We start from the raw sequence: 13,396 nt of genomic DNA on the forward strand, positions 1-13,396 counted from the left end.
ATACACGCCAGTGCCATGCTAAAGTCGTTTTTCCGCCCACAGAATAAATTCCGCCTTTGGCAGTGCTTTGCTGTACAACCAGCCCTGACCATACTGCACGCCATGTTGATGTAGCCAGCTTTCCTGGTTCTCGGTCTCGATGCCTTCTGCCACCATTTCCAGCTTCAGCGTTTTGGCTATCTCGATAATATGTGGCGTGACGTTATTGTATTCCAGCGCATCGACGAACGATTTGTCTATCTTCAGGATGTCTACATCCAGATCCTGCAAATAGCTCAGACTGGAATAACCGGTACCAAAGTCATCAATATAGATTGAGTGACCCGCCTGACGGTATTTAGCAATAAACGGCGCGCTGTTTTTCGGGTCGGCAAATTCGCGTTCAGTCAGTTCCAGGGCAATTTGTGCGGGCTTTAGTTGCCAGTGGTTAATCATGCGGCTTAGCAGCGCCGGAAGCGTTTCGGACTTCAAATCGGCCGACTCAAGGTTGAGTGATATATGCTGTTGAGGATGTTGATGCAGCCATTTACCTAGATCCTCGAAGACGTTTTCAATAATCAAACGTGTGAGTGGTTCTGTCAGGCCGGTTTCTTCGGCCAGCGGGATAAAAATATCGGGTGAGAGATAGCTACCGTCAGCTTGTCGCCAGCGGGCCAGTGCTTCCGCACCTACGACCTTTCCTGTTTTGAGCGAAATAATGGGCTGGTAATGGACCTTGATAGCCCGGTTCTGAATGGCATCTTGCAATTGGTGATGGGGAGACTGCAAGCGGCGCAAAATACGCAGAATAAAGAGGGCGGTGAGCAGGCCAATAATGAGCCCTGCCGGGAGCCAGATCAGCGCCTGTCGGTGCCAGGATTTTTGCAAAGGTAATGTCGACGCCCAGCTTACGATAGTGATGCCCAGTTCGGGGAAAGGGCGAGAATTATAAATACTGCCCTCTTTTTGAAAATGGCTGATAGAACGGTCTTTTTGCAGATGATGTAACACGTCTGAAGGGAGATCGGCACTACTGGCCACCACGACGTTGCTTACTGTACCCACAATGGCGACTTCGATAGGCCATGAACCAAATGGAATGACATCAATGAACGATCCCGGATCGATCATCACGACATAATGTTCGCTGCCGAGCGCCGCCATAAAACGTTGTATTCCGAGGTCGTTTTGCGAAGTTAACTAGGCGCGATAGCCATCAGGTGTCATTTTCATTGGTGGCGGAAACGCAGCAGCCAGGCTCCTTTTCTCAAGGGAGGAACATTGTGGAACATTGCCTTTGAGGTACATCACTTCCTGAATATAACGGTAGCTGTATGACAACCGGCGCATTTCCAGCAAATGTTCCTCTGAGCAGGGCACACCCTGGAAGGCTTCTATTTTGCGTAGCGCTTTTTTGGCCTGCTCGCCGACGCGTTCTGTACGCAAAGCGACGCGGGTAGAGAATGAATCAAGTTCATCGATAAATTTCGTTTCGACCTGACGATGTGCCAGCCACAGGCTTAAACACACCGGTACGAGGATGGACAGAACCAGTATTCCCGTCACCAGGCCAATCAGATGTCGTGTTGTCACGGTGATATCCTTATTTACACAGCATAGGGAAAGTATATCTGAAAGCCGAAAAAGCTATTCGATTGGCATCATATATTTACGGCCACTTATCATCCCGTTTAGTAACCCACAACGTAAATCGGGTTGTGATTCGTACAAGAGTGGTGTATTTTGTTTGGTATGTTATAACGTAACAAATTGAGGTTGCCATGAAACCGGATATCCACCCTTTTTATCGCCCAGTGGTGTTTCACGATACCAGTGCCAATGAATACTTTAAGGTCGGTTCGACGATTAAAACCGAACGAGAGATTGAGTTCGAGGGCCAAATGTACCCGTACGTAACGCTTGATATCTCGTCTAAGTCACATCCGTACTATACCGGTAAACAGAAAACCTTCGATAATGAAGGCAGCGCGGCTCGTTTCCAGAAACGTTTCGGCCACTTCATTGGCACTAAGCGAGGTTAAGATGCAGGTACTCAATTCACTTCGCAGCGCAAAGCAGCGGCACCCTGACTGCCAGATAGTCAAACGCAAAGGGCGTTTGTACGTCATCTGCAAAACGAATCCGCGGTTTAAAGCGGTACAGGGCCGTAAAAAAAGACGTTAGTCACTTCGCCAGCATTACAGGGACTGAAGTGCGTTCCCCTCGTGGGACGCACTTTTTTTGTTTGTGACAGGGCGTGATTACTGACTAGCCTGCGCGCGGGTTAGTGTGAAGACATCATAAAATGACAGTTCGCCTTTCCGCGTTATCATTTTTTGCAGTTGGGCCTTATGCTCACTGTCGACTTGGGGAGAGTGCAGAATAGTGTCGATCAGCGAGGGTGGCACAAAGCGTGTGTTGTACCATTCACCGTTATAGCAGACTCTGAAATCCAGTACGTCAATGTCTTCAAAGCGGTAACGTGGCGCAACGTCAAAAAAGAAAAAGGCGTTGAGTAAGGCGAACAGTACAACCAACAGCCATACCGAATCGACCAGCGTTTCTGATTGCAGCATAACCGCCAGTGTGGCAAAAAACGCAACATACATGCCGATAAATAGCCCTGGATGTTTACGAATAAAGCTGATGCTAAAGCGCGGTTTGTTGTCGCGCTTTTCGCGAATATTTAAGTCATCGATGGTTTCGGTAAGCAGGCGTTGTATTTCTGTCATCTCTTGCCTTCGTGAAGTCTGCAATAGTCAGGAGGGATCAGCCCATTTTAAAAGGGGATACTGTCTGAGAAAAGTAACAGATTAACCACAATTTAGCATAACAGTTACATATCAGATCACAGTGTTTTGATGATCCGTGCCGGATTGCCTCCGACGACGGTGTTTGCCGGAACGCTTTTCGTCACCACTGCGCCTGACGCCACAACCACATTGTCGCCCAGTGTTACCCCCGGATTTATGACTGCGCGACCACCGATCCAGACATTATTCCCGATGGTTACAGGTTTCCCTAGTTCAACCCCGCTATTGCGTTCGTTAGCGTCCAGTGGATGAGTTGCCGTATAGATATGGACTCCCGGTGCCAACATACAGTTATCACCGATGTGGATTGGGCAGACATCAAGCATGACGCAGTCGAAGTTGGCGTAAAACGCGTTGCCGAGATAAATGTTATACCCGTAGTCGCAACGAAAAGAGGGCTCAATGTAAGCGCCTTCGCTTTGCCCCAACAGATCGCGCAGGATAGCCTGACGTTCACTCTGCGCATCGGGTGCGGTGGCATTGTATCGGTGGATGAGTAGGCGTGCACGGAGACGGTCGTTGCGCAACGTTTCATCTGCCGGGCGATACAATTCGCCGGCGATCATCTTTTTCTTATCTTCACTCATTACGAACTTTCCCGTTTGCTGATAGGCAGTCACAGTACAGTAAAACGCAATGCAGGGAAGGGGAACGTTCCCGTTTTCTCACTGTGATCGCAATCACGTGATTTGAATTAAATAATGATAGTTGGTGCGGGAAATGGTCAGCCAGACAAACAAATGTTTCGCGATACCTGACTTAACCTCATGAGCAATTAACGAATAAATTTCCAAACAGATGTTGGGATCTTGTCGTAGAGCTTATTCATTGTCAATTCAGCAAGACGATGATCGGCGGCTGAGTAAAATACAGCCAGTTCATTGTCAGACAATTCATATTTATTTTTCTCAATAACACGTTCAAGCGTGTCAATTGTTTGACAGCGTCGCAGGCGCATCAAATAATCTGTTTTAGTTAATGGTTTATCGGACATAACTCTTACCTATGATTGTAATAATTTTTAACAAGACAAACTGACAGGATTAGCCCTGGTGGCATTGACAAAACAGCGAAACAGTCGATTACCTGACTTCCGCCATTTCTGTAGATCCTGCGTATTAATACCATAACTACTGAACAACATAAAAGTGTCATCCAGGTATTCATCAATCTGCGCGATCAGCTTATTGTCCTCATTGTACTTAATTTTATAATTAAGTGCGAAGGTTGCAATATGCTCTATCAGTTCATTGAGCTGCAAGCTGGTTGCAGAGGTAGGGTCATTTACCCAACCATGGTTGCTTTGTTCAAGGTTTGCAAGACAGTCATGATACAGGGTTTCGCAGAGAAATTTAAGCTGCGCGATATCATGTCTTTTCGGTGAGTATTCATCCATAACGCATCCCCTTCTTAGTGGTTTAGACTAACCGAACACCTTTCGGGATGGATACAACAAACGACCTGGAACTTGCCCGCGACTCCTGATGATTTAACTATAATCTACTCTAAAAAAGATTTCATCGTCATATCACGAAAAATTACAATTATGCAAAATTATGACGCAGTCCCATTTTTACATTTTAACAGATAAATGCCGGTATTCGAAATGGAACAACTTCTTTATTCTCGGCCAATCATCACGTTATCTTGTTTAGGTTTAGCAACGAAAGGCGACAACCGACTCTGTGAACGAAAACTAGGAATAGTCTTAATATTTATTTAAGTAAATAAGGGTTCATGACGTTTTTTAAGAATAGCCTTTAGACTCACAAGGATTATATCGCTTATTTAAACAAGAGAAAATAAACGAAATCGCAATAAGCGCTTTTTATGATTTTTTTCCAGAAAAAAGGCCGCTTGCGCGGCCTTATCTTTAGGAATGTATCAATGATGCTCAACTGAGTGGCTATGTTCAACATCTTCGTTCTTGCGGCTAAAGCGGCGGCGGACCACCACAAAGAACACCGGAACAAAGAAGATAGCCAATACGGTTGCTGTGACCATCCCGCCCATTACGCCAGTACCGACGGCGTTCTGCGCGCCACTCCCTGCACCGGAGCTGATAACCAGTGGCATTACGCCGAGGATAAAGGCTAACGATGTCATCAGAATCGGACGTAAACGCATACGAACTGCGTCCAGCGTCGCTTCTACCAGGCCTTTACCTTCTTTATCCATCAAGTCTTTGGCGAATTCGACGATCAATATCGCGTTCTTCGCCGACAACCCAATGGTTGTGAGCAGGCCCACCTGGAAGTAAACGTCGTTGGTCAAACCACGGAATGTTGCCGCCAGCAGCGCACCGATAACCCCCAGTGGAACGACCAGCATAACGGAGAACGGAATTGACCAGCTCTCGTACAATGCCGCCAGACACAGGAAGACGACGATCAGTGAAATCGCATACAGGGCAGGTGCCTGGTTACCGGACAGCCGTTCCTGGTAGGACATGCCCGTCCAGTCATAGCCGATACCGGATGGCAGTTTGCTGGCCAGTTGCTCCATCATTGCCATCGCTTCACCGGTACTTTTACCCGGTGCGGCCTGGCCCAGGATTTCCATGGAAGGCAGACCGTTATAGCGTTCCAGACGCGGAGAACCATATTCCCAACGTGAGGAAGAGAACGCAGAGAACGGCACCATTTGTCCATCGCTACCGCGGACATACCAGTTTCCAATATCTTCTGGCAACATACGGTATTTGGCTTCAGACATGACGTAAACTTTCTTCACACGACCGCGGTCGATGAAGTCGTTCACGTAGCTTCCGCCCCATGCAGCGCCCAGCGTTGTATTAATGTCACTAATGGAAACACCCAGAGCCTGCGCTTTTTCCTGATCGATATCGATCTTGAATTGCGGAGTATCTTCCAGACCGTTAGGACGTACGCCTACCAACAGATCTGGATGTTTCGCGACTTCACCAAACAGTTGGTTACGCGCCTGAGTCAATTTTTCATGGCCCAGACCAGCCTGGTCAATCAACTGGAAGTCGAAACCCGTCGCGGTGCCAAGTTCTACGATTGCTGGCAGGTTAAAGGCGAATACCATGGCGTCTTTAATCTGCGAGAATGCACCCATCGCACGTTGAGTAATGGCCTCAACTTTGTTCTCTTCGCCCGGACGTTCACTCCAGTCTTTCAACGAGACGAACGCGATACCGGTGTTCTGACCACGACCCGCAAAACCGAAACCGTTAACGGCAAACACCGATTCAACGTTCGCTTTTTCTTTAGTCAGATAGTAATCCGTCATTTCGTCCAGCACCTTCTGGGTACGCTCTTGCGTTGCACCCGCTGGCAGCTGAGCCATTGACAGGAATACCCCCTGGTCTTCATCCGGCAAGAACGAACTTGGCAGACGAACGAACAGATAGGCCATGCCCACGACGATGATCAGATACAGCGCCAGATAACGACCGGTGCTGCGCAGAATACCGCCTACGCTGTCGGTATAGTGGTGCGTGCTCTTATCGAACATGCGGTTGAACCAACCGAAGAAGCCCGTTTTGCCTTCACCGTGATCGCCTTTAGCAATCGGTTTAAGCATTGTTGCACACAGGGCAGGGGTCAGAATCAACGCCACCAGTACAGACAACGCCATTGCGGAAACAATGGTGATGGAGAACTGGCGGTAAATCGCACCGGTAGAACCCCCGAAGAAGGCCATTGGGATAAATACCGCTGACAGTACCATCGCGATACCCACCAATGCGCCCTGAATCTGGCCCATTGATTTACGCGTTGCTTCTTTCGGTGGTAGCCCTTCTTCGGCCATGACACGTTCAACGTTCTCGACCACCACGATGGCGTCATCCACCAACAGGCCGATGGCGAGCACCATCCCGAACATCGTCAACGTGTTTATCGAGAAGCCGAAAATCGCAAGGACGGCAAACGTACCCAATAGCACCACCGGCACGGCGATAGTCGGAATCAACGTCGCGCGGAAGTTCTGCAGGAACAGATACATGACCAGGAATACGAGGATGATTGCTTCCGCCAGCGTTTTCACTACTTCGTGAATAGAGATTTTCACGAATGGCGTAGTGTCATACGGGTAAACGATCTTCAGGCCTGACGGGAAGAAGGGTTCCATCTTCTTCAGCTCTTCGCGGATAGCGTTCGCGGTGTCGAGGGCGTTAGCGCCTGTCGCCAGCTTGATACCCAGACCAGACGCAGGTTTGCCGTTGAACTTCGCAATGATGTCGTAGTTCTCGCCACCCAGTTCGACTTTCGCGACGTCACGCAGACGTACCTGAGAGCCATCCTGGTTCACTTTCAGCAGAATTTTGCCGAACTCATCTGCGGAGGTCAGACGGGTTTGCGCGATGATCGACGCGTTAAGCTGCTGGCCTTTCACTGGCGGCGTACCGCCTAACTGACCGGCTGCAACCTGGGCGTTCTGCGCTTTAATGGCGCTGATCACATCAACCGGCGTCAGCTGGAAGTTGTTCAGTTTATTCGGATCCATCCAGATACGCATCGCGTACTGGGAACCGAACAGCTGCACGTCGCCCACACCTGAAGTACGGCTGATCGCATCCTTCATGTTGGCGCCCACGTAGTCGGAAATATCCTCCTGCGTCATGGTGCCGTTGGTGTTGATGACGCCGACAACCATCAGGAAGCTACTGGACGATTTCTCGACGCTCACGCCCTGTTGTTGTACTTCCTGCGGCAGCAGCGGCATTGCCAGCTGCAGTTTGTTCTGCACCTGTACCTGCGCAATGTCAGCATCAGTACCTGACTGGAAAGTCAGGGTGATCTGAACCGTACCGGTTGAGTCACTGTTAGAGGACATGTACATCAGGTTATCGATACCGTTCATATTCTGTTCGATAACCTGCGTAACAGTATCCTGTACTGTTTTGGCATCAGCGCCAGGGTAGGTCGCGGAGATCGTCACTGCCGGAGGTGCAATAGTAGGATATTGCGCTACCGGCAATTTGAGGATCGCGAGCCCCCCTGCCAACATGATGATAATGGCGATCACCCACGCAAATATGGGGCGATCGATAAAGAAATTAGGCATGTCTTAACGGCTCCTGTTTAAGTTAAGACTTGGACTGTTCAGGCTGGCTACCGCTTGCGGCTGGCTGGTTATTATCCGCGGTGACTTCCTGCGCTTTAACCTGAGCGCCAGGACGAACTTTCTGCAGCCCACTTACAATCACGCGGTCGCCTGGCTTAAGTCCTTCAGTGACTAACCATTTGTCGCCAATTGCTTGTGCTGCCACAATTTGACGCGTTTCAACTTTGTCATCAGCACCGATAACTAATGCACTGGCATCGCCACGCGGTGTGCGGGTAACGCCTTGCTGTGGAACCAGTAACGCCGTTGGGTTAATCCCTTCTTCCAGACGTGCGCGGACGAACATACCCGGCAGTAGGGTGTGATCCGGGTTCGGGAAGATTGCGCGTAACGTAATTGACCCAGTGGTTTGATCAACCGTCACATCCGAAAACTCCAGCGTACCGGACTGCGGGAATTTAATACCGTCATTGGTCACCAGTTCGACTTTTGCTTTACCGTTCTCTTGCTTCAGCGTGCCATTGGCCAACTCTTGTTTCAGGCGCAGGAAATCGTTACTTGACTGCGTCACATCGACATAGATGGGATCCAACTGCTGAACGGTCGCCAGTGCGGTCGCCTGACCGTTTTGCACCAGTGCGCCTTCAGTAACAGATGACTTACCAATGCGGCCGCTGATTGGCGACGTGACTTTGGTATAGGCCAGGTTGATACGTGCGGTTTCTACTGCGGCTTTCGCAGCGACAACAGCAGCGTTCGCCTGTTGTGCATCTGCCTGCGCGCTATCGTAGTCCTGTTGACTGATGTACTTTGTACCTAACAGTTTCTGATAACGTTTAACCGTCAGCTGAGCGATATTTGCCGCTGCTTGTGCTTTGGCCAGATCGCCTTTCGCACTTTCGTACGCGGCCTGGTAAGTAGCAGGATCAATCTGATAGAGAGACACACCTGCTTCAATGTCGCCGCCTTCGGTAAAGTTACGCTTCAGGATAATACCGCTGACCTGAGGGCGAACTTCCGCAATGCGAAACGCACTGGTGCGACCTGGGAGTTCAGTTGTGATCTGTAGAGGTTCAGTTTTGAGCGTCACAACTCCAACTTCTGGCATCTGCTGGCCCCCTTGTTGGGCCTGTTTGTCGTCACATCCTGTTAGCGCTAAGCTGCCTGAGAGCATCAGAACGACTGCCAGAGGCGTTAACCCTCTGTTTTTGTTCATATGTAAACCTCGAGTGTCCGATTTCAAATTGATCAATGGCTTAAAGCCCATAAACCCATTGCTGCGTTTATATTATCGTCGTGCTATGGTACATACATTCACAAATGTATGTAAATCTAACGCCTGTAAATTCACTGACATATGGCACGAAAAACCAAACAACAAGCACAGGAAACACGGCAGCACATTCTGGATGTTGCTCTGCGTTTGTTTTCGCAGCAAGGGGTATCATCCACCTCGCTTGCGGAGATCGCAAAAGCCGCTGGTGTAACGCGCGGTGCTATCTATTGGCATTTCAAAAATAAGTCGGATTTATTCAGTGAAATCTGGGAGCTAGCAAAACCTAACATTGATGAGTTAGAAACTGAGTATCAGGCAAAATTCCCCGACGATCCACTATCAGTATTAAGAGAAATTTTAATTTACGTTCTTGAAACTACCGTGACAGAAGAACGCCGACGTTTATTGATGGAGATTATATTCCACAAATGCGAATTTGTCGGGGAAATAGCATCAGTTCAGTTAGTCGAACGTAGCCTGTGCCTGGAAAACTATGACCGTATAGAAAAAACGTTACGCCACTGTATGGATGTCAACATGCTGCCGGAAAACCTGAACACACGTCGTGTTGCGGTGTTAATGCGTAGCTATATTTCCGGAATCATGGAGAACTGGTTATTTGCCCCCGAATCATTTGATCTGAAAAATGAGGCTCGCCACTACGTGGCGGTGTTGCTGGAGATGTGCCTGCTTTGTCCAACCTTGCGCCTGCAGATAGGGGAGACACGCTAACTTACCATTTCTGCACCAGGAATTCTCCTGGTCATTTTGCCTCCTGCTATTCTGCTGGTCACAGCCGTGATATTCTTGCCGCTTGACTATTTCCGGTCACTTTCCCGGTTCAGAAACATTCATTCTCATGACTATGTTGCAGCTCTATAAACGTTCACAGCATGTAATTGCTATTAGCATTCTTTTCTTCATTCTATTGCTATCCTGCCAGTCATCTGCATTTGCGCGGGCGCAACAGAGTGGTGAACTGCCGACGAAAGCGGATATCCAGAGCCAGTTAGACACGCTGAGTAAACAAAAAGATCTCTCCGCGCAGGATAAGCTGGTCCAACAGGATCTCATCGATACCATCGCCACGCTGGATAAAATCGATCGCGTGAAAGATGAGACCGTACAGCTTCGCCAGAAAGTGGCCCAGGCGCCGGAGAAAATGCGCCAGGCAACGGATGCGCTAAATTCGCTCAGCGATGTTGATAATGATGACGAAACGCGGAAAACACTGAGTACGCTCTCTCTGCGCCAGCTTGAATCTCGTGTCGCCCAGGTGCTGGACGATCTGCAAAGCGCGCAAAACGACCTTGCAGCCTACAACAGTCAGTTGGTCTCGCTGCAAACGCAGCCAGAGCGCGTGCAAAATGCGATGTACACCGCATCACAGCAAATGCAGCAAATCCGTAATCGCCTGGATGGGACTAATGTGGGTGAGGCGGCATTACGCCCCAGCCAACAGGTGTTGCTGCAGGCGCAGCAAGCGTTGCTGAGCGCGCAGATCGATCAACAGCGTAAAAGTCTGGAAGGCAACACTGTTTTGCAGGATACCTTGCAGAAACAGCGTGATTATGTAACGGCGAATACGAATCGTCTCGAACACCAGCTTCAGTTGCTGCAGGAAGCGGTGAACAGCAAACGTCTGACGCTAACCGAAAAGACGGCGCAGGAAGCGGTAACGCCAGACGAAGCGGCCCGTATCCAGACCAACCCGCTAGTTAAGCAAGAACTTGATATTAACCATCAGCTCAGCCAGCGTCTGATTGCCGCGACTGAAAACGGCAACAGCCTGATGCAGCAAAATATTAAAGTCAAAAACTGGCTTGACCGCGCGCTGCAATCCGAACGTAACATTAAAGAGCAGATTGCCGTTCTGAAAGGCAGTCTGCTGCTGTCGCGTATTCTGTATCAGCAACAACAAACGCTGCCGTCGGCGGATGAACTTGCCGATATGACCAACCGGATCGCCGACTTGCGTCTGGAGCAGTTCGAAGTCAACCAGCAGCGCGACGCGCTGTTCCAGAATGATGCGTTTGTCGCCAAACTGGAAGAAGGGCACAGCAACGAAGTTAACGGCGAAGTCCATGATGCCTTACTGCAGGTTGTGGATATGCGCCGTGAACTGTTGGATCAGCTCAATAAGCAACTGGGCAACCAACTGATGATGGCGATTAATCTGCAAATTAATCAGCAGCAGTTAATGAGCGTGTCGAAAAACCTGAAAGGGATCCTCACGCAGCAGATTTTCTGGGTTAACAGTAACCGTCCGATGGACTGGGACTGGATCAAAGCTTTCCCGCAAACGCTTAAAGACCAGTTTAAGTCGATGAAAATCACGGTGAACTGGGAAAAAGCGTGGCCCGCAGTGTTTATTGCGTTTCTGGCGGGATTGCCGCTGCTGCTCATTGCCGGGCTCATCCGCTGGCGTCTTAAATGGTTGAAAGAGTACCAGGCGAAATTAGCCGCCGCGGTAGGTAACCTGCGTAATGACAGTCAGCTCAACACGCCAAAAGCGATTCTGATCGATCTCATCAGAGCCTTGCCGGCGTGCCTGATTATCCTCGCGGTAGGTCTGATTCTGTTGACTATGCAGTTGAATATCAGCGACCTGCTGTGGGCGTTCAGCAAGAAGATGACCGTCTTCTGGCTGGTGTTTGGTCTGTGCTGGAAGGTGCTGGAAAAAGATGGCGTGGCGATTCGTCATTTTGGTATGCCTGCGAAACAGACCAGCCACTGGCGTCGCCAGATTGTGCGCATCAGCCTCGCGCTGTTACCGTTAAACTTCTGGTCGGTTATTGCTGAGCTGTCGCCGCTCAACCTGATGGACGATGTGCTGGGTCAGGTGGTCATTTTCCTCAACCTGCTGCTGATCGCCTTCCTGGTATGGCCAATGTGCCGCGAAAGCTGGCGCGATAAAGAGTCGCATGGTCTGCGTCTGGTGACGATTACCGTGCTGTCGATTATCCCGATAGCATTAATGGTGCTGACGGCAACCGGCTATTTCTACACCACGCTGCGCCTGGCGGGACGCTGGATTGAAACGGTTTATCTGGTCATTCTCTGGAACCTACTGTACCAGACCGTGCTGCGTGGATTAAGCGTCGCGGCGCGTCGTATCGCCTGGCGTCGCGCGCTGGCGCGTCGTCAGAACCTGGTGAAAGAAGGGGCGGAGGGCGCAGAGCCGCAGGAAGAGCCGACCATCGCGCTGGAGCAGGTAAACCAGCAAACGCTGCGTATCACCATGCTGGTGATGGTGGCTCTGTTTGGTGTTCTGTTCTGGGCCATTTGGTCTGATCTGATCACCGTGTTCAGCTATCTCGACAGCATTACGCTCTGGCATTACAACGGTACCGAAGCGGGTGCGGCAGTGGTGAAAGACGTCACCATGGGTAGCCTGTTGTTTGCCATTATTGCCTCGATGGTGGCGTGGGCGTTGATCCGCAACTTACCCGGCCTGCTGGAAGTGCTGGTACTGTCGCGACTCAAAATGCGCCAGGGGGCATCGTACGCGATCACCACGATCCTCAACTACGCGATCATCGCTATCGGTGCGATGACGGTCTTCGGATCGCTCGGTGTTTCGTGGGATAAGCTACAATGGCTGGCCGCCGCTCTGTCGGTTGGTTTGGGTTTTGGCTTGCAGGAAATCTTCGGTAACTTTGTTTCGGGTCTGATTATTCTGTTTGAACGCCCGGTGCGTATTGGCGATACGGTTACCATTGGTACGTTCTCCGGTACGGTCAGCAAGATCCGAATTCGTGCTACCACCATTACCGACTTCGATCGCAAAGAGGTGATCATCCCGAACAAAGCATTCGTGACGGAGCGTTTGATCAACTGGTCGCTCTCCGATACGACCACGCGTCTGGTGATCCGCATTGGCGTGGCCTATGGTTCGGATCTGGACAAAGTGAAGAAAGTGCTGCTGCAGGCGGCGATGGAGCACCCGAAAGTAATGCACGATCCGGAGCCTGCGGTGTTCTTTACCGCCTTCGGCGCCAGCACGCTGGATCATGAGCTGCGTTTATACGTGCGCGAACTGCGCGATCGTAGCCATACGGTTGATGAACTTAACCGTGCGGTCGATCGTTTGTGCCGTGAAAACGACATTGATATTGCCTTTAACCAGCTCGAAGTGCACCTGCACAACGCGAAGGGAGACACCGTGACTGAGGTTAAGCGTGACATCATTAAAGGTGATGATCCTACGCCTTCGGTAGGTTAATAGAAAAACTCATCAGGCCTGCGAGCTTCGATTCATTCGTAGGCCTGATAATTGAAACGCCATCAGGTT

At 50.1% G+C, this 13,396-nt stretch carries 10 protein-coding genes and 1 pseudogene; 4 read left to right on the forward strand and 7 right to left on the reverse strand.

Annotation, left to right across the window (positions count from 1 at the left end):
- Nucleotides 1-18 precede the first annotated feature (18 nt).
- Nucleotides 19-1,572: pseudogene (locus tag AL515_RS07340) on the reverse strand (EAL domain-containing protein).
- 188 nt (nt 1,573-1,760) lie between these two features.
- Here AL515_RS07340 and AL515_RS07345 point away from each other — a divergent pair.
- Together AL515_RS07345 and ykgO are read left to right on the forward strand one after the other, a co-directional pair.
- Entirely contained in the window at nt 1,761-2,021 is a 261-nt protein-coding gene (locus AL515_RS07345; RefSeq protein ID WP_005125189.1) for a type B 50S ribosomal protein L31, read from the forward strand.
- A gap of 1 nt (nt 2,022) precedes the next feature.
- Nucleotides 2,023-2,163, forward strand: a complete 141-nt coding sequence (ykgO, locus tag AL515_RS07350; protein ID WP_005125190.1) for a type B 50S ribosomal protein L36 — start codon at nt 2,023-2,025, stop codon at nt 2,161-2,163.
- Nucleotides 2,164-2,240: 77 nt separating this feature from the next.
- Here ykgO and AL515_RS07355 read toward each other — a convergent pair whose 3' ends face one another.
- From AL515_RS07355 to acrA, 6 genes are all read right to left on the reverse strand, one after another.
- Nucleotides 2,241-2,711, reverse strand: a complete 471-nt coding sequence (locus AL515_RS07355) for a YlaC family protein (RefSeq protein ID WP_040232692.1) — start codon at nt 2,709-2,711, stop codon at nt 2,241-2,243.
- Between the two features lie 116 nt (nt 2,712-2,827).
- Nucleotides 2,828-3,379 (reverse strand): maltose O-acetyltransferase, encoded by a 552-nt coding sequence (gene maa, locus AL515_RS07360; RefSeq protein ID WP_061067437.1) that lies wholly within the window; start codon nt 3,377-3,379, stop codon nt 2,828-2,830.
- 188 nt (nt 3,380-3,567) lie between these two features.
- Nucleotides 3,568-3,786, reverse strand: coding sequence for an HHA domain-containing protein (locus tag AL515_RS07365; protein ID WP_002892050.1), 219 nt, complete (start codon nt 3,784-3,786; stop codon nt 3,568-3,570).
- Nucleotides 3,787-3,813: 27 nt separating this feature from the next.
- Nucleotides 3,814-4,188: an Hha toxicity modulator TomB gene (tomB, locus tag AL515_RS07370; protein ID WP_003021733.1), complete on the reverse strand. Its 375-nt coding sequence runs from the start codon at nt 4,186-4,188 to the stop codon at nt 3,814-3,816.
- A gap of 488 nt (nt 4,189-4,676) precedes the next feature.
- Entirely contained in the window at nt 4,677-7,826 is a 3,150-nt protein-coding gene (gene acrB, locus AL515_RS07375) for an efflux RND transporter permease AcrB (RefSeq protein WP_048212411.1), read from the reverse strand.
- Nucleotides 7,827-7,848: 22 nt separating this feature from the next.
- Nucleotides 7,849-9,042: a multidrug efflux RND transporter periplasmic adaptor subunit AcrA gene (gene acrA, locus AL515_RS07380; protein WP_061067438.1), complete on the reverse strand. Its 1,194-nt coding sequence runs from the start codon at nt 9,040-9,042 to the stop codon at nt 7,849-7,851.
- A 141-nt stretch (nt 9,043-9,183) separates the two neighbouring features.
- On the opposite strand from acrA, the gene acrR reads away from it, so the two are divergent.
- The gene (gene acrR / locus AL515_RS07385; RefSeq protein WP_061067439.1) at nt 9,184-9,834 is read left to right on the forward strand and encodes a multidrug efflux transporter transcriptional repressor AcrR; all 651 of its coding nucleotides are present in this window, start codon (nt 9,184-9,186) and stop codon (nt 9,832-9,834) included.
- A 127-nt stretch (nt 9,835-9,961) separates the two neighbouring features.
- On the forward strand, nt 9,962-13,327 hold the full coding sequence (gene mscK / locus AL515_RS07395) for a mechanosensitive channel MscK (protein ID WP_048212408.1): 3,366 nt from the start codon (nt 9,962-9,964) through the stop codon (nt 13,325-13,327).
- Nucleotides 13,328-13,396 lie beyond the last annotated feature (69 nt).

It is taken from the genome of Citrobacter sp. FDAARGOS_156 (assembly GCF_001559235.2).
GTDB lineage: Bacteria > Pseudomonadota > Gammaproteobacteria > Enterobacterales > Enterobacteriaceae > Citrobacter > Citrobacter youngae.